The organism is Sporosarcina sp. P37, from assembly GCF_002109365.1.
Classification (GTDB): Bacteria; Bacillota; Bacilli; order Bacillales_A; family Planococcaceae; genus Sporosarcina.
The window spans coordinates 465824-486603 of record NZ_CP015349.1; the positions used below are offsets into that span (position 1 = coordinate 465824).

Genomic DNA, 20780 nt, shown 5'->3' on the forward strand with positions numbered 1-20780 from the left:
ACCACCAAAAAAGAAAATATGAATGACGATTCATTCATATTTTCATATTAATAAACTTTTCAGTTGGAGTCAAGTATTTTGTTATGAACTTTTTAACGTGTCCGTTTCTTCAGTCAATTTCTTTCGTTCTTCTTCCACAAGCGTCCTGCGCAGAATTTTACCTACTGCTGTTTTTGGAAGGTCATCACGGAAATCGTACTGTCTTGGAACTTTAAATGCAGCAAGGTGTTTTCTGCAATATTTATCTAATTCTTTTTCTGTAACGGAATATCCTTCTTTTAATACAATATATGCTTTCACTGTTTCTCCGCGGTACGGATCCGGTACACCTGCGACGATGCATTCTTGAATAGCCGGATGTTCATACAGCACTTCTTCAATTTCACGCGGATACACATTGAAACCGCTGGCAATTATCATATCCTTTTTACGGTCTACAATATAGAAGTACCCGTCTTCATCCATATACCCCAGATCTCCCGTTAAAAACCATCCGTCACGGAATGTTTCCTGCGTGTCATCTGGTCTGTTCCAATAACCCGTCATTACTTGAGGTCCTTTTACCGCAATTTCGCCAATTTCTCCCGCCGGCAATGGTTCACTTGATCCGGGGCCCAGTATGCAGCCGTCTGTATCAGGCCAAGGCACGCCGACAGAACCGCGCTTTTCAATCCCATCCCATACAAAGTTCGCCATCGCAACCGGTGACGTTTCAGTCAGTCCGTATCCTTCCACCAGTTTACCGCCAGTTACCTCTTCAAACTTCTCTTTTACTTCAATCGGCAAAGCAGCAGATCCGCTGATACAAGCTTTAATAGAAGAAAGATCATACTTTCCCAAGTCAGGGTGATTCAATAATCCGATATAAATAGTCGGTGCGCCGGGAAATAATGTCGGCTTTTGTTTATCGATATCTTTTAAAGCTGTCTTGAAGTCAAATTTCGGAATCAATACCATTTTGTGACCTTTCATGACTGCAAATATCAGTACTGTTGTCATGCCGTACACATGGAAGAAAGGCAGAATCCCCATAATTGTTTCTTCACCATCAGTCGTTTTGTACAGCCACGCGCTGCACATTTCCGTATTGCTGATTAAATTCGAATGGGTCAGCTCCACACCTTTCGGCGGACCAGTCGTTCCTCCCGTATATTGCAGTAATGCGATATCGCCGTCTTCATACGCTACGTGTACCGGATCAGGTTTCGCAGATTTCATTATTTCAGTATATAAATGATGAATGCCGCGATGCTCGACTTTTACGGTCAGCTTATGCTCTTTCTTCTGCAGGAATGGGTACAAAAGATTTTTTGGAAACGGCAGGTAATCTTTGATGCCAGTAATTACGATGTGCTCCAGAGCAGTTCCTTTCATCGCTTTCGTTACACGCGGAAACAGAATATCAAGCGAAATAATTACTTTTGCACCTGAGTCGGAAAGCTGATAGTTCAGTTCGCGTTCAGTATAAAGCGGGTTTGTCTGTACGACAATTCCCCCAGCATAGAGAATGCCGTAATAAGCAATAGCGCCTTGCGGACAGTTCGGCAGCATAATTGCTACGCGGTCGCCCTTTACTACGCCGAGTTTTTGCAAGTAAGCCGCAAACTTCAGTGCAGATTCATGAAATTCCTTAAATGTGATATCCTTCCCAAGAAAGTGAATAGCGGTTTTATCAGGATATTTTTTGCTGGATCTCGTTAAATAATCCTGCAGCGGAATTTTCTCATAGTCCAAAGTGGTCGGAATTTCTTTTGGGTAAGCAGCAAGCCAAGGTTTTTGCGTCATCTTCACAACTCCTTTACATTAATGTAATAGTTTGAACATTCCTTGTTCATTAGTATATCGATAAACTATTTAGTTTACAAGGTAAATATGAAAGCGCTTTATCTCTTTATATAAACACCTCTCATTCTATGAGAGAGCTGGCATCGTTATACCTGTGACATAAGAAAGTTCTATCTATGCCAATGCTGATGCGTTGTCAGTTACAAGTAAGCGGTCTTTTATGGAAACAAAATAGAAAATACACCCGGACGCAGGTCAGGGTGTATTGGTGACGAGCCAGTATACTCCGATGAGGACAAAGAGTACACAGACTACAATAAGTATTTTGATCAGTCTTTCCATAAATTACGATCTCCTATGCAATACTGGCGCCTATGACGAACGACAGACCGACCGAAATGCAAAGCGATATAAAGCCGACGGAACGGTTATCCGCCTGAATTTCTTCATCCACTTTAAATTTCGGTGTCAGGAACTCGAACAGTAAATAAGCGAATATGAGCAATGTAAATCCATACAGGCCCCAGCCCATCATTTGCGGCAGGCTGTTATGCTGCTCGATGGAATAGCGGAAAATGTTGGCGACGCCAAAGATTTTTCCGCCCGTCGCCATCGCTACCGACAAATTCCCTTTACGGATCTCTTCCCAGTTTCTATATTTTGTCACGATTTCAAATAACACCATGGATACGATCAAACATAGTGTGACGACACTGAAGTAGCCAGCGCTCTCAACTAATGGATGACTCCAAAACCCCGTATGATTCATAATGCGGCACCTTCTTTATGTTCTATTGCCTGTCATACGGTTCAGGCAGACAAAAGGTTTCATTTATTTTAATTCGACGACTGTAACACCGCTGCCGCCTTCTCCGGCTTCACCAAACCGGTAAGATTTCACGCGCGAATGTTTCTTTAAGTACTGTTGCACACCTTGGCGCAGGGCACCTGTGCCTTTGCCGTGAATTATATTCACCTGATGATAATTGGACAGCAATGCATCATCTATATACTTCTCCGTTCGCGCAATCGCATCTTCATAACGTTCGCCGCGCAAGTCGAGTTCCATTTTCACATGCTCCGAACGGCCCCTTACTGCGGCTGCAGTGACTGGTTTCTTTTCTTTTTCAGGCTTCGTATATTGAAGACCTGATTCCGGTAATTTCATTTTCAATATACCGATTTGCACAACCCACTCTTTGTCGGAGACTTTTTCGATTAGAGTCCCTTTTTGTCCATAGGCCAGCACTTTCACTTCATCGCCTTGCTTCAGCGGACGCGGACCTGCCTGTGCCTTGACTGCTTTCTTTTTCTTCTCTTCTGGCGCGGCGCCTTCCAGCCGTTTCCGCGCTTCGATCAATTCATGCTCTTTGACGTTGGCTCCTGCATTCATGCGCAGAGCGCGTAAATCTGAAATCACGGCTTCGGATTCGATTTTGGCCTGCTCGACGATTTTTTTTGCTTTTTCTTTCGCGGCTTCCGTCAAGCGTTCTTTCTGCTCTTCAAATTCCTGAAGTTTTTCATTCAATTCCTGCTTCAACTTTTCCGTTTCCAATAGTACATTATGCGTACGTTCAGCATCCTTTTCAGATTGGACACGGCTCGTTTCAAGAGACGCAATCATGCTGTCCACTTCCCCGCGGTTTTCGCCGGTAAAACTCTTTGCGCGGTCAATTATATGATGGTGAAGACCCAGCCGCTTCGAGATTTCAAAGGCATTACTCCGCCCCGGCACTCCAATCAGCAAGCGGTACGTCGGACTCAAAGTGTCGATGTCGAATTCTACGCTGGCATTTGCCACACCAGGCCTGTTAAAGCCGTACGCTTTCAATTCAGGATAGTGAGTGGTTGCCATGACACGCGCCCCGCTGCCGTGTACTTCATCAAGAATGGAAATAGCGAGTGCCGCTCCTTCCTGCGGGTCGGTTCCAGAGCCCAATTCATCAAATAAAAGAAGAGAACGGTCATCGAACTTCTTCAAAATATTGACGATGTTGACCATATGGGATGAAAATGTACTCAGGCTTTGCTCAATCGACTGCTCGTCTCCGATATCTGCATAGATGGAATCAAAGACAGCGATTTCAGAGCCGTCGAGTACAGGGATCGGCAATCCTGCCTGTGCCATCAATGTACAGAGCCCCACCGTTTTCAGAGTGACTGTTTTACCGCCCGTGTTCGGACCGGTGATGACGATTGTGGTAATATCTTCTCCGAATTCAATCGTGTTGGCCACCGCTTCTTCAATTGGAAGCAGCGGATGACGCGCTTTTGTCAGGCGCATGTAGCCATCTGCATTAACAGCCGGTTTGGTGCATTTATTGGCTGTCCCATATTTTGCTTTTGCCAATATGACGTCTATTTCCGCCAGCAGCTGCACCAGCGTGAACAGATCGTGAGCGATTTCCTGCACACTGGCGGACAGTGCGAGCAGAATCTTTTCAATTTCTTCCTGTTCTTTCACTTTCAATTCGCGAATTTCATTATTTGCCTGGACGACTGCGTCTGGCTCAATAAATAATGTTTGTCCTGAAGATGACATGTCGTGGATGACACCGCCATAATGTGAACGGTATTCTGCTTTTACAGGAATAACATACCGGTCGTTACGCATCGTGACGATTGCATCTGACAGCATTTTGGAGGCATTCTTTCCTCTCGTATAACTCTCCAGCCGTTCGCGCACCCGGCTTTCCTGAATCCGCAAACTTTGGCGGATAGAACGTAAAGCGGAAGAAGCACTGTCCACCACCCGTCCATTATCATCGATTGCCGCATTGATTTCATGCTCAATCGCCGTTAAAATCGGCATAGCATCTTTGCGGGCCAGTAAATGGGGGATGGAGATTTCGCCTTCTTCTTTAACCCCCTCAAGGAACTGCCGCAGAATTCTGCTTGCGCGAATTGTATCGGCAATTTCCACAAGTTCCATAGCACTCAGCATACCGCCGATCTGTGCCCGTTTCGCGTGGGGACGAATATCGTGGATTCCGCCCATCGGCACATTACCGCGTATTCGTAATAAAGCCAGTCCTTCATCTGTTTCTTCAAGTAAACGGCTGACATCTTCAAGACTTTTCGAAGGCACCAGCTGCTCTACATGTGTACGGCCAGCTTTGGACGTACACTGCGCAGAGACCTGTTGAATGATTTTATCAAATTCAAGTGTTTTTAAGACACGCTTTTCCAATGTCTCACACTTCCTTTCATCTGCGAATCACTTTCTCAATGAATGTTTCTAGCGGCCACGTGTTAATGACCTGTTCAGCAGGAAGCCACGCTTTTTGGGCATATTCCACGCCAATCGGCATAATATCGAGCTGTTCTGTTGCGTGTGCATCTGTGTTGATTGCGATCAGAACTCCTGCATTTTTAGCCTGAATTAAATGTTCCGTACGCAAATCCAAACGGTAAGGGCTTGCGTTAACTTCCAGTATTTTGCCGTACTCACCCGCCCACGTGATCAGCTGATCGATATCCGGATTATACCCTTCGCGCTGACCGATAATTCGTCCAGTCGGGTGCGCGATCATATGCACGTACGGATTTTTGCACGCGGCATGCAGACGCTCCATGATTTGCTCCTGCGGCTGATTAAAACTGGAATGGATGGATGCTATGACAAAGTCCAGCTGTTTTAAAATCTCATCATCAAAATCCAGCCGGCCATCAGGGAGAATATCCATCTCGGTGCCGCAGAACACTTCAATGTCGTCGTATTTTTCATTGACCGCGCGAATTTCTTCTATCTGTTTCAGCAAACGCTCGGGAGTCAGGCCGTTTGCGACTTTTAAATAGTGCGAGTGGTCGGTGATGACCATATGGGAATATCCTTTCGCGCGGCAGGCTTCCACCATCTCCTCCACGGAGTAACCTCCATCTGACCATGTCGTATGCATATGAAGATCAGAACGGATCTGTTCAGGGGTAACGAGCTGAGCGATTTCGTCTGCACGATCAAGTTCCGTTCCGTCTTTACGAATGCTCGGCGGAATAAACGGCAGATCAAAATGTGCGAAAAATTCTTTTTCACTCGAAAACGTCTGTACTTGTCCGGATTCATTTTCTACACCGTATTCACTGATTTTCTGCTTGCGGCTTTTTGCCAGCTGGCGAATCCGGACATTATGAGCAGCTGAACCTGTGAAGTGATGCAGAGCAGTGGCAAATTGATCTTCTGTTACAAAACGGAAGTCTGCATCAATCGGATGTTCTGTATCCAGTGAAATCGACAGTTTAGCATCTCCTGCAGCAATAATTTTTTCAATCGGCAGCGCTGCTAATATTTTTTCCCTGACGGCTTTTGGCTGTTCTGTTACAACAATCCAATCTACATCAGAACTCTCTTCTTCCCGTCTGCGAAAACTCCCCGCCACCTGATACTTCTGGATTTCATCAATCAGCTGCAGCTCAGCCTCAACGGCGTCCGCAATTTTTGCCACTTGCCAGATCGGCGTCTTACCGGAACGCTGTGCAAGTATTTCAATTTCCCGCAATAGATTTTCTTCTGTCTTTTTCCCGAAGCCCGGCACTTTGCTTACTTCCTGTTTTTCACAGGCCGCCTGCAGCGATTCCACCGAATCAATATTCAGTGCTTCTCGCAATTTAGCTATTTTCTTGCCGCCTAGCCCTGGAATATTCAACAGCGGAATTAAACCTTTCGGAACTTTGTCTTCCAGCTCTTTCAGCACTTCGGATGTCCCGTTTTCCATCAAGTCTGTAATGACGGCGCCGGTTCCTTTGCCGATTCCTTTTAGCGTTAGAATATCATCCATCTCAGACAAACTTCTTGGATCCAGCTCCAAAACAGATGCAGCTTTGCGGAACGCCGCCACTTTAAAATGATTTTCTCCAAGTAATTCCATATATAATGCAATCTTTTCAAACGTGCGGATTATCGTCTTTTTATTCAAGTCAGTGTCCTCCTCACTCTGATAAAAAAGCTTCCACGCAATCGGGAAGCTTTTCGTTCATATGTACATTACATGATTTTCGGGCACTAGCCCATATAAACGAACCACCAATTTTTTATTGCCGAGGAAATAATCGGTGTATGTTCGAACATCGCTTTGGCCAGCAATGAATGCCCCAAAGAATTTTGAATTACTTCTACCGGAAGCATCGCGAGTACAGATAATAGGAAAAAGATAATAATATAGAACTCTACAAATCCTAATCCAGCCCCTACTAAGCGTGCCGCGAATCCAAATACCGGAATATGCTTTAAGAAGTCCAGCATTGAGCCAATTAACTGTAATACCAGCTTCACGCCAACGAATAGTAAAATAAATGCTATCAGATGGTAAAACGTCATGTCCAAATCCAAGTGCTCAAATTTCCAGCTCAAACTGTCTGCTGCTGTGGCACCCGGATATGGAATCCATAAAATTAGTTTTTCCGCCAGCGGCTTATAGTATTTATACGCCACGATCAACGCCAGAATCAATCCAAACATGTGGATCAGCTGTACGATTAATCCGCGTCTAAATCCTGCAATCAGACCGCTTACTAACAGTAAAATGATGAGTAAATCTATCATGTTTTGCCCCTCAACCCTTCAAATTTCTCACTTCTTCTTCCAATTCTTTAACCTTTTCCTGCAATTTCAAATAATCATGCACGCTATTTACTGCCGTCAGCACCGCAATTCTCTTGCTGTCCAGGTGACGATTATGTTTACTGATTTCCCGCATTCTTTCGTCAACGAGCGAGGCCACATAACGCACATGTGAAGAAGGTTCCGTACCAACAACCGTATATGTTTGTCCGTAAATATCAACTGTCACTCTGGCTTTTTGTTTGTCCGCCATTGTTCCGCCCTCCCCCTAAAACCCTTATATAATCATACCATGAAAAACAATTGATTGTGAATCAATTATGCCTCATATCTACAAAGGGTTTGATATTTCACCAATATTATTCAACAGATTTTTTATTTCAGGTATACTAATGAATAAAGTATTCCAGGAAGTGAGTGAGGAAATGAGCAATCAGGTAATTGTTCTGTCAGAAAAAGAAATGCCGGAAGTCGTCCGCTTCTATGAAAGAAATAAAGTGACGCGAAATGCACCGGGCGTTGTATTTGCAGCAAAAATCTCAGATACGTCCATCACGGCATACCGTTCAGGTAAAGTGCTGTTTCAAGGTGCAGGCGCAGACAGGGAAGCGGCTCGCTGGGGCACGGTTTCAGCATCGGCGAAAGTGAAATCTGCGGAAGCAAAAGGGGATGTCCTGCCTGCAAACTTCGCATCATTATCCGTTCTTGGTTCGGATGAAACAGGAACAGGAGATTTCTTCGGCCCAGTCACGGTTGCCGCCTGTTTTGTCAGCAGCGCGCAGATTGAACTGGTTAAAGAATTAGGTGTGAAAGACTCTAAGCAGCTGACCGATCAGTATATGCGGCAAATAGCGGAAGATTTGAAGCAAGTTGTAAAGCATTCTGTGCTGACGCTGGATAATGCAAAATATAATGACATTCAAAGTCAGGGCTGGTCGCAAGGTAAGATTAAAGCTGTACTTCACAATCAGGCCATTCAGGATGTACTCGGACAGATGCAACCTGAACTGCCGGACCACATTCTCATCGACCAATTCGCGGAACGCCGGGTCTATTATAATCATTTAAAAAATGAGTCACAGATTATCCGCGATAAAGTTCTGTTCTCTACAAAAGCTGAAAATCTCCACGTATCGGTAGCGACGGCTTCCATCCTGGCGCGGGTAGCGTTCCTCGATGCAATGGACCAGTTAAGTGCTAAAGCAGGTGTGACACTCCCTAAAGGCGCCGGTCCCAAAGTTGATCAGACGGCATGCCAGATTATCCGTAAAAAAGGAGAACCGTTCTTGCATTCCATTACGAAAGTTCATTTTGCCAATACGCAAAAAGCGCTGAAACTGGCATATAAAAAATAATATTCATCGAAAAAAGCGCAAAAGCAGCCTGCAAATTCAGTGAAAACTAAATTTGCAGGCTGCTTATTTACTTATGACCGCAGTTGAGCGTTAGCTTGTACAGTCAGCGCATCCAGCACTTTATTGTGAGCATTGACAACTTCTTCATCCGTCAGCGTACGTTCCGGATCGAAGTAGGTTAACGAGAATGCAAGAGATTTCGTTCCTTCTTCCACATTCTTTCCTTCATACAAGTCAAACAGCTGAACTTGTTTCAATAGTTTTCCGCCCGCTCGTCGAATAATTTTCTCAAGATTTGCGGACGTTGTATCACGGTTGACAACTAACGCAATATCACGTGAAATAGACGGATAGCGCGGCACCGCTTCATATAAAAGTTCTTCTGTGGCAGTTTCCATGATCACCCGCAAATTCAATTCCATTACGTACGTTTCCTGCAAGTCCCGCTGGTTCTGTACAGTCGGGTGAACCTGACCAATGATTCCGACAGCGGTATCATCAAGCCAGACTGTTGCAGTACGGCCCGGATGCATTTGCTCCACCGCAGCTTTTGTGAATTGAATACGTTCAAGCAGTCCTAACTGTTTAAACAGTCCTTCAACGATTCCTTTCATCACGAAGAAATCAACTTTTTTCGTTTCACCTTGCCAAGCATGCTGAACCCATTTCCCTGTCAGCACTGCAGCCACATGCTCCACTTCTTTTGGCAGGCCGTCTTCTTCGATCCCTAAGAATACAGATCCCGTTTCGTACAGCGCAACCGATTCATTACGGCGTGCCACGTTATACGTCGCTGCATCCAAAAGATGAGGAATCAGACTTTGACGAAGAACACTGCGCTCTTCGCTCATCGGCATAAGCAATTTTGTAACCGGCGCTGTCTCGAGCGCGAAAGCTTGTGCATCTTTCGGTGAAGAAAGTGAGTAAGTCAATGCCTGAGAAAGACCCGCTGCTTCAAGGTATCTGCGGACTATGCGGCGCTTAGACTGGTAAGGTGTCAAGCCGCCCGGTCTGCTTTCTGCTACCGGCAAAGTTTTCGGGATTTCATCATATCCATACAGGCGTGCAATTTCTTCAATCATATCTTCTTTAATTTTCAGATCCTGACGTCTGGTCGGAATATCCATTACGAGCTGACCGTTGATTGCTTCAGTGGGAATTTGCAGACGTTCCATAATCGATTTCATTTCATCCATCGGAATTTTCATGCCAAGACGATTATTTACGTAATCCGGTGACAGGATAATTTTTTCTGATGACTTATCCAGCTCGTCAAATACAACTGAACCGGCAAGCACTTCCCCGCCTGCGAGCTCTGCCATTAATTGTGCAGCACGCTCCGCTGCCGCTTCCACCCGATTAGGATCCACACCTTTTTCAAAGCGTGTACTCGCATCGCTTCGCAAGCCCACTTCTTTGGATGTCTGGCGAACAGAACCAGGCGCAAAGTATGCCGATTCGATGACGACTGTTGTTGTGCCTTCGTACACTTCTGAATTCGCTCCGCCCATAACACCCGCAAGTGCTACCGGCTCTTTGCCATTTGTAATGACCAGCTGACGTTCATTCAAAGTGCGCTCAGTCTGATCAAGCGTGATCATTTTTTCATCTTTTTTTGCATGACGGACAACAATTTCTTTTGTTTCCAAGCGGTCATAGTCAAAAGCATGAAGCGGCTGGCCATATTCCATCAATACAAAGTTCGTAATGTCAACAATGTTGTTATGCGGACGAATGCCTGCTGACATCAGGGTGTTTTGCAGCCACTGCGGGGATTCCGCGACTTTGACATTCTTCACTACTTTCGCTGCATACATCGGATTATCTTCAGGCGCCTCTACAGAAAGCTTCAGCCAATCCTGCGCTTTTTCTGCAGATGCTTCGTAAGAAATCTCAGGCAGCTTGATGTCTTTTGACAAAATAGCCCCTACCTCGTACGCAACACCGAGCATACTTAATGCATCAGAACGGTTTGGCGTTAAATCAAATTCCAGGATGCGGTCATACAGTCCGAGGTGAGTCAATGCGCTGTCTCCCGCACGCACATCATTCGGCAGCACATAAATGCCTTCCGCATACGCTTTCGGAACGAGTTTTCCTTCTATGCCAAGTTCCTGCAATGAACAGATCATCCCGTTTGATTCTTCGCCGCGCAATTTTGCTTTTTTGATTTTCATTCCGCCCGGCAGCACTGCTCCAGGGCGTGCTACAATTACTTTTTGGCCTTCCGCAATATTCGGCGCTCCACAGATGATCTGTGTAATTTCGCCGCCTACATCCACCTGACAAATGTGAAGTTTATCCGCTTCCGGATGTTTCACACAATCCGTTACGTGTCCGATGACAATATTGTCCATCTCAAATGAGCGGTCAATAATACCGTCTACTTCGATGCCGGCACGCGTAATCTTTTCCGCCAAATCCTCTACGGAAAGTTCATTCCAATCTACATAGCTGCTTAACCAATTTGTTGATACTAACATCAGTATTCCTCCTTATGCCTCTGACCGGTGGAATTGTGAAATAAACCGAATGTCATTTGTATAGAAATGACGAATATCTTCCACTCCGTATTTTAACATCGCAATACGCTCAGGACCCATGCCGAACGCAAAACCGGTAACTTCTTCCGGATTGTATCCAGCCATTTTCAGTACGTTCGGGTGCACCATTCCTGCGCCTAAAATTTCGATCCAGCCTGTTTTCTTACAAACGTTACAGCCTGAGCCGCCGCATTTGAAGCAGGAAATATCCATCTCAACGGAAGGCTCCGTAAATGGGAAGAAACTTGGACGCAAACGAATTTCACGCTCTGCTCCGAATAACTTCTTCGCCAACAGATCAAGCGTTCCTTTCAAGTCACTCATGCGGATATTTTCGCCAACGACAAGCCCTTCAATTTGTGTGAACTGATGGGAGTGTGTCGCGTCATCCGAATCACGCCGATACACTTTACCCGGGCAAATGATCTTGATCGCAGCACCGTCTTTTGCTTCCATCGTCCGCGCCTGAACAGGTGAAGTATGAGTGCGCAAAAGAATATCCTCTGTAATATAGAAAGAATCCTGCATATCCCGCGCCGGATGACCTTTTGGCAAGTTCAATGCTTCAAAGTTGTAATAATCTTTTTCCACTTCAGGACCTTCCGCAATTTCATAGCCCATGCTGATAAAGAAGTCTTCGATTTCCTCGACGACGCGTGTCAGCGGGTGATGATTGCCAAGTTCTACGGGGCGGCCCGGTAAAGTAACATCGATTGATTCTTTCTCCAGCTGTTCTTTGATTGCCTGCTGTTCGAGAGTTTCTTTGCGTTCTTCCAAGAAAGCCGTTACACTTTCACGGATTTCATTGACGAGCGCACCCATTTTCGGACGTTCTTCAGCCGGCAGTTTACCCATTCCTTTTAATAAATCGGTAATCGGCCCTTTTTTTCCAAGGTAGGCTACGCGTACATCATTCAGCTCTTTAACCGTATTGGATTCTTTGATTTTCAGCAGTACTTGTTCTTTCAGTTCATGCAGCTGTTCTTTCATCTTTACTAGCTCCTCTCTCCATTTCAGCAGCGGCCGCTTTTCAGTCATAAAGTTTCTGAAAAACAAAAAACTCGCCCCTATAAAAGGGACGAGGTTGAATTTCGCGGTACCACCCTGATTAGTTTGCATCAACAAAGAAGATGCAAAATCACTTGAATTGGAATAACGGTCCTTTGCCGGCACGCCTTTACATGTTTGGTCCAAGCGTGCAGCTCGCGGGGTGAACTTCGATGGAGCAGCGTTTTTCACACTTTCAGTCGTGGTGTAAAATCCCTGATAACGTGTCTTGCCATCTACTTTTCCCGGTCATCGCTGTTTCTTTGATTCGCTTTCTAGTATACCGTAAAACGATTATGCCTTCAATAGTGATCTGATCACCCGCGCAGTGTGTACAGCAAAATGCCTGCTGCAACAGCTACATTCAGCGATTCTGCCTGGCCGTATAAAGGAATTTTTACTACATGATCCGCCTGAGACAATAACTGCGGATCTACCCCGCTTCCTTCGTTTCCAACGAGCAGCGCAAATGAAGATTGTGCCGGCAGCTCCTTTAAAGAGACTGCTTCCTGTAAACCCGTACCGATAATCGGCGTGTCATTGCTTTTTGCACGCTCCACCCACACAGCCAGTTCTTCGCGCACGACAGGTATATGGAAATGAGAGCCTTGCGCGGAACGGACTGTTTTTGGATTGAACGGATCTGCACAGCCTTTTCCTAAAATTACCGCATCAAGTCCTGCCGCGTCTGCTGTGCGGATCATCGTCCCGATGTTTCCGGGATCCTGCACCGCATCAATTAATAAAAGGCGCTTCCACTGGCTTTGATCCGCTTCATCATATTGAGGCTGTCTGCAATAGGCAAACACTCCTTGTGTTTGTTCAGTTTCTGAAATTTCCTTTGCGACAGCGGCTGTTAATTCAATAATTGGCGCGTCCCAGTGCGGCGGAATATCGATATCTTCGCGAACCAGCAATTGAATGACCAGATCGGACTGTTTGATTGCTTCTTCTACGAGGTGAAAACCTTCGACGAGAAACTCTTTCGTCTGATCCCGTTCTTTCCTTGCCGTCACAAGTTTTTTCCAATGTTTTACTAAAGAGTTTTGAGTCGATTCAATTCGTTTATTCAAGAGGCTGTACATCCTTTTTTTCTTTTTAGTGTACCAAATCAGCGTATATTTAGCGACTTTTGTGGAAAAGATGCGACTAGAGGAGGCTGATTACAATGGATTTTCAAATACGTGATGCAATTTCAGCAAACATGACAAATAATAGCGCTGCTGACGTACGAGGTGTCATTGACGATGCCATACAGCGCGGTGAAGAGCACTTATTGCCGGGACTGGGTGTCTTTTTCGAACAGCTTTGGAAGCGTGCAGACGAAAAAGAAAAAGAAGTAATGACTAATGAACTGTCACAGGCATTCGCCAAGGCACAATAAATGTACAGATCCAAAAAATCCCTTCAACTGTAAATTCCAGTGAAGGGATTTTGATTTTCTTGCGTATGGGCTGTAAGCTTTCCGATATTGATTCCTCTTTTACCGTTCGGTCAGTTTCGGCTGTAATGTTCCTTCAGCTGATCGCGTAAAGCAGCTTTCAGAAATTTCCCCACAGACGTCTTCGGAATCTCCTTGACGAATAAAATTTCATCCGGAATCCACCAGCTGGCAAACTGCCCTTTCAGCGAGTCTTTCAGCTCCTGCTTCTTCGCTTCATCTTCCGCCACATTTTCATTCAGAACTACGCAGGCAAGCGGGCGTTCCATCCATTTCTCATGGGGTACCGCTATTACGGCCGCCTCATAGACATCCTCATGTGACATCAAAGCATTCTCCAAATCAACAGAAGAGATCCATTCTCCGCCGCTCTTAATCAAATCCTTCGTACGGTCTGTCAGTTTCAGATAGCCGTCTTCGGTCATAACTGCAATATCGCCTGTGTATAGCCAGCCGTCTTTAAACGCCTCTTCCGTTCGCTCATCCTTGTAATATTCGCTCGCAATCCAAGGGCCCCTGACAGTCAATTCGCCCATTGTCTGTCCGTCCCACGGCACTTCGCCGTTCTCATTGATCACACGGATATCAAGGCCTGGCATCACAAGACCCTGCAGCGAACGCATATCGATCCGCTCGTCCGCCGTCAAATTGTCCATCGAGGAAGTCAGTACGGATAAACTGACGAGCGGTGTTGTTTCTGTCATACCGTAGCCCACGACGAATGGAATATTGTACTTCTCCTCAAACGCATGAATCAGCCCTTTAGGTGATGCAGAGCCGCCGCAGACGATGACACGCAATGACGAAATATCCCTTGGATTTTGCTGCAGCTCTTTCAGAACCGCAAGCCAGATCGTGGGTACGCCTGCTGTGATTGTCACTTTCTCACTCTCAATCAAATCGAGCAGCACAGCGGGATTAAATCCTGGGCCCGGCAATACTTGTGTAGTACCGTAAAACACACCCGCAAATGGGATCCCCCATGCATTGACGTGAAACATCGGTACAACAGCCATCGCAACATCACGTTCGCATAGCCCCATGGCGTCTGCTAACCCAAGAGCGTAACTATGCAGAACTAATCCGCGGTGTGTATAGATGACTCCTTTAGGCAGGCCTGTCGTAGCGGATGTATAACATAATCCGGCCGGAGTATTTTCATCCAGATCATTAGGGTAGTCGTATTCATCCGATGCATTTTCAAGCAGCGCTTCATAGGAATGGACGTTTTCAAGCGAAGTCTCCGGAAGCGTTTTACTGTCACTCATAATGACGAAATGCTTCACCGTCTGTAACATCGGCGCCATCTTCTCCAGATGCGGGAAAAACTCTTCATCAACCAGCAAAATTTCATCTTCTGCATGATTGATAATATAGACGATATGTTCAGGTGACAGCCGGATATTGATCATATGCAGGACGGCACCTGTACAAGGCACTGCAAAATACGCTTCGAGATGGCGGTGATGATTCCAGGCGAATGTGCCTACTTTCGTTCCATGCTCCATTCCTAATTGCGTCAGTGCGTTTGACAGCTTGCGTGTCCGCTTTGCCCATTCACGATACGTAAAGCGCTGTATCGTCTGCTCCCCTGTCCGGGAAATGATCATCTTATCTGGGAAAAACCGTTCCGCCCTAGTAATAAATGTAGATAGAATCAGTGGTGTTTGCATCATATCCATCCGCTCCCTTGTAAGTGAAATCATCAATCCATTGTGCGTAATCCACGGCTTGTACGAAACGTTTCAATGAAATCTTTGCGCAGCAGGACTGGTTCTCAGGGTGTACTCTATGCGCGGTTATCTGACTATATGAATCTGCAAGTTACTTTCTGAATATAGTATACACGTTTTCAAACTATTCTGTCTACACAAAATATTGGCTGATCATTTATGCTAATTTTTGACGGGTCCAAAAGAATGCATCTACCCCTATGACGGTCAGTACAGCAAAGACGACAGACCAGATAACAAGACTGATCAGCAGCCAAAACGCTGTCCGAGATTTAGATGTGCCTAATGCAAGTGCGAGAAAGGCCGCGAGATGAGAGCCGATCAGCACAGGACCCAACAGCGCAAGTCCGGGAATGCCGTATCGCTGCCAAATACGTTCTGCACGGGCAGTGCGTTTTGATCGTGTCTTCACATCCGTTTTCTTTCTGCTTTCCCACCATTCTTTTAACTTTTGGAAAATCATAATCTCCAGCAGTATCGTCAGAGCATTTCCTGCAAAACCTGTTAGGACAGCGGCTACAGGATTCATGCCGCGCAAAATCCCGAACGGCACCGCCACCAGCACCTCAAATCCCGGTGCTGCGCCCGCAAGAAAAACCAGCAGATATGTAATCAAATAGTTCCCTCCTTCGCATTTGTATTCTAAAGTATAGCAAATGAATGAATGGCTGCGCATAAAAAAACTGCTTTCCCATCAGAAGGGAAAGCAGCGGATCCATTATAATAGAGAAGCGAGAATCGCTTTTTGTGCATGCAGACGGTTGCCTGCCTGCTGGAATACGTAAGAATTGTTTCCGTCAATTACAGAAGCCGAGACTTCTTCTTCACGATGTGCCGGCAGACAGTGCAAGAACATGTAATCTTTTTTCGCATGACCAACCAGCTGATCATTAATTTGGAAATCTTTAAAGTCTGTCAGGCGTTTTGCAGTTTCCTCTTCCTGTCCCATACTCGTCCATACATCGGTATAGATTGCATCTGCATCAGCGGCAGATTCCACAGGATCATATGTTGTTGTCACACTTCCGCCAGTTGAATCCGCGATGTTCTTCGCTTTTTCAAGCAAGTCCGCATTGTATTCATACCCTTTTGGTGTAGCGACAGAAACGTGCATGCCCATGTGCGCGCCCGCAATAACTAATGAATGCGCAACATTGTTGCCGTCTCCAATATAAGAAAGTTTCAAACCTTTCAGATCGCCTTTCACTTCTTTAATCGTCAGCAGATCTGCCATCGCCTGACAAGGGTGGAAAATATCCGTCAATCCATTAATCACCGGCACGGAAGTATGTTCCGCCAGCTCTTCCACCATTTTATGTGACTTCGCACGGATCATAACGCCGTCCAGGAACTCAGAAAAAACTTTTCCTGTATCTGAAACAGATTCGCCGCGCCCGATCTGCAGGTCACGCGCATTCATAAACAGACCGTGCCCGCCTAATTGAATCATTCCTACTTCAAATGAAATTCGTGTACGGGTCGAATTTTTCTCGAAAATCATTCCTAATGTTTTGCCTGCTAAAATATCTGAAGTTTTCCCAGCCAGTGTATCTTGTTTCATATCATAAGCCAGTTGCAGCAAATATGCGATTTCTTCACTTGAATAATCCAGTAAAGTTAAAAAGTCGCGTCCTTTTAAGCTGTCTTTTTCTAGTAACGTATTTGCTTGATTAGTCTCTACCATTTTATATTCCCCTGCCATCCATTTAAAGTATGTATGCATTAGTATACATATGTATATTTATGAAGTCAAATGAATTTTTATAACTTTTTGCATTATTACATTAAAAAAACAGCGATGCCTGTCAAGCACCGCTGCAAGGAATAAATTTTATTCAAATGTGATCGTTTTTACAGTGTCCGCATCCAGGCGCTTTACGATTTCGACAAGCAGTTTGACTGTATTCTCGAAGTCCTCCCGGTGAAGCATCGCCGCGTGGCTGTGAATGTAGCGAGTCGGAATACAGATAGCGAGTGTGGGAATTCCCGTTCCGCTTAAGTGAATGGATCCCGCATCCGTTCCTCCGCCTGACATCGTTGCGAATTGATAAGGGATGTTCAGCTCTTCGGCTGTGTCTACAACAAAATTGCGCAATCCTCTATGCGACACCATCGATGCATCGTATAGCAGGATTTGCGGTCCTTCCCCCATTGTTCCGACTGATTCTTTAGCCGTGACGCCCGGTGTATCTCCTGCAATGCCGACATCCACCGCAAAACCGATATCCGGCTGAATTTTATTCGTAGCTGTTTTTGCACCGCGCAGGCCGACTTCTTCCTGAATTGCTCCTACACTGTACAGGCGGTTCGGGTGTTTTTCCTCTTTCAGCCGCTTCATTACTTCAATTGCAATGGCACAGCCAATACGGTTATCCCATGCTTTTGCCAGCAGATAATTTTCGTTCTTCATCACGGTGAATTCGAAATACGGCACAATCATATCACCCGGCGCAACGCCCCATGAAAGCACTTCTTCTTTTGACTGAGCGCCTGCGTCGATGAACATATCTTTTATATCGACAGGCTTTTTGCGCGCTTCCGATGTCAGGATATGCGGCGGCTTTGAACCGATGACTCCTGTAATCGTCTCACCTGAACGTGTAACGATGGACACGCGCTGCGCAAGCATGACCTGTGACCACCAGCCGCCCACGGTCTGGAAGTAAATGAAGCCCTTGTCATCTATTCGTGTCAGCATGAAGCCGACTTCGTCCAAGTGACCGGCAATCATAATCTTTGGTCCGTTTTCGTCGCCATTTTTGCTGGCAATCAGTGAGCCGAGTCCGTCGTGATCTATTTCATCTGCGTATGGTTTGATGTGCTTTGTCATAACATCACGCGCTTCACGTTCATTGCCCGGGATTCCCCGTGCGTCCGTTAATTCCTTCAGCATTTCCAATGTTTCATCCAGTTTCATAAAAATTCCGCCTCCTCATTCTGCATTTCAACGTAACCATTGTGTTTTACAGCAATTCTTTACGAATGTCAGCCGGTGATTTGGGCGACAGCAGTCCAGGTGCAATATCGTAGACTGTTTTCGCGCCAGTATCGCCTTTTTGCTGCAGCTTATAGGCAGCTCTTGCATAAGCGACAAGGACGCTGGACGTGAATTCCGGATTGCTGTCCAGTTTTAGTGAAAATTCGATCACCTGATCGGTATGCTTTCCTGTATTCCCGCTGCGGATTACAAATCCGCCGTGAGGCATTTTCGCATGATCCCGGCGCAGCTCTTCTTCTGTAATGAAATGCACTGTGGTATCATAGTCCGCAAAGTAATCCGGCATTGTGACGATCGTTTCACGAACCTGATCTTCACTCGCACCTTCTTCAAGGACTACGTAACATTCGCGGGTATGTTTGTCTTTTGTTGAAAGTTCCGGATGCTCTCCATTGCGTACACGGTTTATCGCTTTTTCTGACGGCAATGTGTATTGCACGCCCGCTTTTACGCCGTCCACACGCCGCACAGCGTCAGAGTGTCCCTGACTCAGTCCTTTACCCCAGAACGTATATGTTTCCCCTTCAGGCAAAATGGATTCGCCCATCAGACGATTGATTGAAAATAAACCAGGATCCCAGCCGACAGAAATGATCGCTGTTGTCCCTGCTGTCTGTGCCGCTTCGTCTACTGCGGCGAAATATTCAGGTATTTTAGCGTGCGTGTCGTAGCTGTCCACTGTCGTAAAGTGCTTTGCCAGTGCCGGTCCTTGTTCAGGAAGATCATTTTTCGATCCGCCGCATAAAATCAACACATCTATTTCATCTTTAAATGATTCGATGTCGTCCAGCTTATGAACAGGCACTTGCTCCGAAAGTAATTGCACGTCTTGCGGCTCTCTGCGTGTGAATACACCGACCAGTTTCATATCTTCGTTTTGGCTGATGGCGGATTCTACTCCGCGTCCTAAATTTCCGTATCCTGCGATTCCTACCCGAATTTCTTTTGTCAAGATGGCTCATCCCCTTTTGCTTTTTATATCCGATTCTCATTTTACCGTGTAGACTCTCAGATTGCGAACATTTCTCTCTGAGCAGTTCCGTACAATTCGTAAATATTCATGGTAAAATAGAAAGCAGTTGAATTATTTGTAAAGTAGGGATCCTTTATGCGTTTCTTTGTCTATTTGATTGTTTTCTTCTCGTTTTTTGATTTATTTTCCCAGTTGCCTGTCATTAGTCCGTTTGCAACCGGACTCGGGTCCTCCGCTTTCATTGTCGGGCTGTCCGTCGGTATTTATTCATTCGCAAATATTTTCGGCAATATCATTTCCGGCATTCTGACAGACCGGAAAGGGCCATTTTACATTCTTTTATTCGGCCTGTTCACTTCCGCCCTGTCACTGTTTGCGTACGGGCTGATTTCAGGTTCAGCTTCATTGATCGGGATTCGCTTTTTACACGGTTTGACAGAAGGATTGATCGTACCTGCTGCGTTTACGTTTCTTGCGAATGGTTCTGAACGTTCCAAACGCGGACGGAGCGCTGCAGTTTCAGGCGCATTTGTCGGACTGGCTGCTATTTTCGGTCCTGCATACAGCGGGATTGTTTCTGTTAAAACGAGTGTCGTGACGATCATGGCGATTAACGGGGTCTTCATGCTAGTGCTGACAGTTGGAGCTATTTTGTTTTTACGCACATTCACCTACGTAAGAAAAGTCAAAACAGCTGAACAAAAAGCGGCAAATCCACTTGCATTCTTCCGTCATCCCGGAATTATCCGCGCGTTTCTCGGCGCGTTTTTCCTGATGTTCTCTCAGGGAGTATTGGCGCTGGTGCTTCCGCTCAAAGTAGAGCATCTGCAGTTTGACGCAAAAACGACGGGCATGCTCTTAAGCGTCTTCGGTCTGGTGGCTGTGCTTATCTTCGTCCTGCCCGTCAACCGGATATTTGACTTCGCCCGTCCGATGCTGACACTAGCGCTCGGTCTGCTGCTGATGAGCGGCAGTATGCTGTTCCTGTCACAGGTAGATGAGTTATCGATGATGATGCTCGCAATGATTGTCTATGGAATTGGGTTTGCTTTAATATTTCCTTCCATTAACTCGCTGCTTATTGATTCGACAGAACCTGAAACAAGAGGGAAAGCTTACGGTTTTTTCTATGCGTTCTTCTCATTTGGGGTTGTAATTGGATCAAGTGCCATTGGCGTTCTGGATCTGGAATTCCATCATGCCTTTATGCTGGCGAGTGCAATTTTATTGATCGCGGCACTTTTTACAATAATTGGGCTTCGGAAAGATACACGCCCAGCAGGACCCACGCGTTCTGTTTCATAATATACGATAAAAAAGAGCCGATTTCATCCTGTGTGATGAAATC

At 45.8% G+C, this 20780-nt stretch carries 17 protein-coding genes and 1 other annotated feature; of the genes, 3 read left to right on the forward strand and 14 right to left on the reverse strand.

Going from position 1 to position 20780, the window contains the following annotated elements:
• Positions 1-81: 81 nt before the first annotated feature.
• The 6 genes from SporoP37_RS02590 to zapA all read right to left on the reverse strand — a co-directional run bounded on the left by SporoP37_RS02590 (position 82) and on the right by zapA (position 7595).
• On the reverse strand, positions 82-1785 hold the full coding sequence (locus tag SporoP37_RS02590; protein WP_085430179.1) for a long-chain-fatty-acid--CoA ligase: 1704 nt from the start codon (positions 1783-1785) through the stop codon (positions 82-84).
• A 355-nt stretch (positions 1786-2140) separates the two neighbouring features.
• On the reverse strand, positions 2141-2554 hold the full coding sequence (locus tag SporoP37_RS02595; RefSeq protein WP_081242180.1) for a DUF350 domain-containing protein: 414 nt from the start codon (positions 2552-2554) through the stop codon (positions 2141-2143).
• A 63-nt stretch (positions 2555-2617) separates the two neighbouring features.
• A complete protein-coding gene (locus SporoP37_RS02600; protein WP_085430180.1) occupies positions 2618-4975 on the reverse strand; it encodes an endonuclease MutS2 in 2358 nt (785 codons plus the stop codon).
• Positions 4976-4991: 16 nt separating this feature from the next.
• Positions 4992-6698, reverse strand: coding sequence for a DNA polymerase/3'-5' exonuclease PolX (gene polX, locus SporoP37_RS02605; RefSeq protein ID WP_085430181.1), 1707 nt, complete (start codon positions 6696-6698; stop codon positions 4992-4994).
• Positions 6699-6784: 86 nt separating this feature from the next.
• Positions 6785-7324, reverse strand: coding sequence for a CvpA family protein (locus SporoP37_RS02610; RefSeq protein WP_085430182.1), 540 nt, complete (start codon positions 7322-7324; stop codon positions 6785-6787).
• A 10-nt stretch (positions 7325-7334) separates the two neighbouring features.
• Positions 7335-7595, reverse strand: coding sequence for a cell division protein ZapA (gene zapA, locus SporoP37_RS02615; RefSeq protein WP_081242184.1), 261 nt, complete (start codon positions 7593-7595; stop codon positions 7335-7337).
• A gap of 172 nt (positions 7596-7767) precedes the next feature.
• Here zapA and rnhC point away from each other — a divergent pair, with 172 nt between their 5' ends.
• A complete protein-coding gene (rnhC, locus tag SporoP37_RS02620) occupies positions 7768-8697 on the forward strand; it encodes a ribonuclease HIII (RefSeq protein ID WP_085430183.1) in 930 nt (309 codons plus the stop codon).
• 71 nt (positions 8698-8768) lie between these two features.
• Here rnhC and pheT read toward each other — a convergent pair whose 3' ends face one another.
• The 3 genes from pheT to SporoP37_RS02635 all read right to left on the reverse strand — a co-directional run bounded on the left by pheT (position 8769) and on the right by SporoP37_RS02635 (position 13372).
• Positions 8769-11180 (reverse strand): phenylalanine--tRNA ligase subunit beta, encoded by a 2412-nt coding sequence (gene pheT, locus SporoP37_RS02625; RefSeq protein WP_085430184.1) that lies wholly within the window; start codon positions 11178-11180, stop codon positions 8769-8771.
• A 12-nt stretch (positions 11181-11192) separates the two neighbouring features.
• Complete coding sequence (gene pheS / locus SporoP37_RS02630; RefSeq protein WP_081244722.1) at positions 11193-12230, reverse strand: phenylalanine--tRNA ligase subunit alpha; 1038 nt, start codon at positions 12228-12230, stop codon at positions 11193-11195.
• An 81-nt stretch (positions 12231-12311) separates the two neighbouring features.
• Positions 12312-12549: a binding site (T-box leader), on the reverse strand.
• A 55-nt stretch (positions 12550-12604) separates the two neighbouring features.
• Positions 12605-13372, reverse strand: a complete 768-nt coding sequence (locus SporoP37_RS02635) for a TrmH family RNA methyltransferase (protein WP_081242187.1) — start codon at positions 13370-13372, stop codon at positions 12605-12607.
• Positions 13373-13455: 83 nt separating this feature from the next.
• Between SporoP37_RS02635 and sspI the strand changes: the two genes are divergently transcribed.
• Positions 13456-13671 (forward strand): small acid-soluble spore protein SspI, encoded by a 216-nt coding sequence (gene sspI, locus SporoP37_RS02640; protein WP_081242188.1) that lies wholly within the window; start codon positions 13456-13458, stop codon positions 13669-13671.
• A gap of 110 nt (positions 13672-13781) precedes the next feature.
• Here the strand turns inward: sspI and SporoP37_RS02645 are convergent, their stop codons facing one another.
• The 5 genes from SporoP37_RS02645 to SporoP37_RS02665 form a co-directional block, all read right to left on the reverse strand.
• Positions 13782-15404, reverse strand: a complete 1623-nt coding sequence (locus SporoP37_RS02645; protein WP_085430185.1) for a long-chain fatty acid--CoA ligase — start codon at positions 15402-15404, stop codon at positions 13782-13784.
• Between the two features lie 214 nt (positions 15405-15618).
• Positions 15619-16077 carry a small multi-drug export protein gene (locus SporoP37_RS02650; protein ID WP_081242190.1) on the reverse strand — a complete coding sequence of 153 codons (459 nt, stop codon included), beginning with the start codon at positions 16075-16077 and terminating at the stop codon, positions 15619-15621.
• Between the two features lie 102 nt (positions 16078-16179).
• Positions 16180-17145: an ornithine carbamoyltransferase gene (gene argF, locus SporoP37_RS02655; RefSeq protein WP_085430186.1), complete on the reverse strand. Its 966-nt coding sequence runs from the start codon at positions 17143-17145 to the stop codon at positions 16180-16182.
• Positions 17146-17292: 147 nt separating this feature from the next.
• A complete protein-coding gene (locus tag SporoP37_RS02660) occupies positions 17293-18378 on the reverse strand; it encodes a M42 family metallopeptidase (RefSeq protein ID WP_085430187.1) in 1086 nt (361 codons plus the stop codon).
• Between the two features lie 46 nt (positions 18379-18424).
• The gene (locus SporoP37_RS02665) at positions 18425-19411 is read right to left on the reverse strand and encodes a diaminopimelate dehydrogenase (RefSeq protein ID WP_081242193.1); all 987 of its coding nucleotides are present in this window, start codon (positions 19409-19411) and stop codon (positions 18425-18427) included.
• 156 nt (positions 19412-19567) lie between these two features.
• Here SporoP37_RS02665 and SporoP37_RS02670 point away from each other — a divergent pair, with 156 nt between their 5' ends.
• Positions 19568-20737: an MFS transporter gene (locus SporoP37_RS02670; RefSeq protein ID WP_085430188.1), complete on the forward strand. Its 1170-nt coding sequence runs from the start codon at positions 19568-19570 to the stop codon at positions 20735-20737.
• Positions 20738-20780: the final 43 nt, after the last annotated feature.

Coding starts and splice junctions, on each gene's coding strand:
- sspI (WP_081242188.1), top strand. CDS start 13,456: ATGGATTTTCAAATACGTGATGCAATTTCAGCAAACATGACAAATAAT.
- rnhC (WP_085430183.1), top strand. CDS start 7,768: ATGAGCAATCAGGTAATTGTTCTGTCAGAAAAAGAAATGCCGGAAGTC.
- SporoP37_RS02610 (WP_085430182.1), bottom strand. CDS start 7,324: ATGATAGATTTACTCATCATTTTACTGTTAGTAAGCGGTCTGATTGCA.
- pheT (WP_085430184.1), bottom strand. CDS start 11,180: ATGTTAGTATCAACAAATTGGTTAAGCAGCTATGTAGATTGGAATGAA.
- SporoP37_RS02635 (WP_081242187.1), bottom strand. CDS start 13,372: ATGTACAGCCTCTTGAATAAACGAATTGAATCGACTCAAAACTCTTTA.
- SporoP37_RS02590 (WP_085430179.1), bottom strand. CDS start 1,785: ATGACGCAAAAACCTTGGCTTGCTGCTTACCCAAAAGAAATTCCGACC.
- argF (WP_085430186.1), bottom strand. CDS start 17,145: ATGGTAGAGACTAATCAAGCAAATACGTTACTAGAAAAAGACAGCTTA.
- pheS (WP_081244722.1), bottom strand. CDS start 12,230: ATGAAAGAACAGCTGCATGAACTGAAAGAACAAGTACTGCTGAAAATC.
- SporoP37_RS02595 (WP_081242180.1), bottom strand. CDS start 2,554: ATGAATCATACGGGGTTTTGGAGTCATCCATTAGTTGAGAGCGCTGGC.
- zapA (WP_081242184.1), bottom strand. CDS start 7,595: ATGGCGGACAAACAAAAAGCCAGAGTGACAGTTGATATTTACGGACAA.
- SporoP37_RS02670 (WP_085430188.1), top strand. CDS start 19,568: ATGCGTTTCTTTGTCTATTTGATTGTTTTCTTCTCGTTTTTTGATTTA.
- SporoP37_RS02660 (WP_085430187.1), bottom strand. CDS start 18,378: ATGAAACTGGATGAAACATTGGAAATGCTGAAGGAATTAACGGACGCA.
- SporoP37_RS02645 (WP_085430185.1), bottom strand. CDS start 15,404: ATGATGCAAACACCACTGATTCTATCTACATTTATTACTAGGGCGGAA.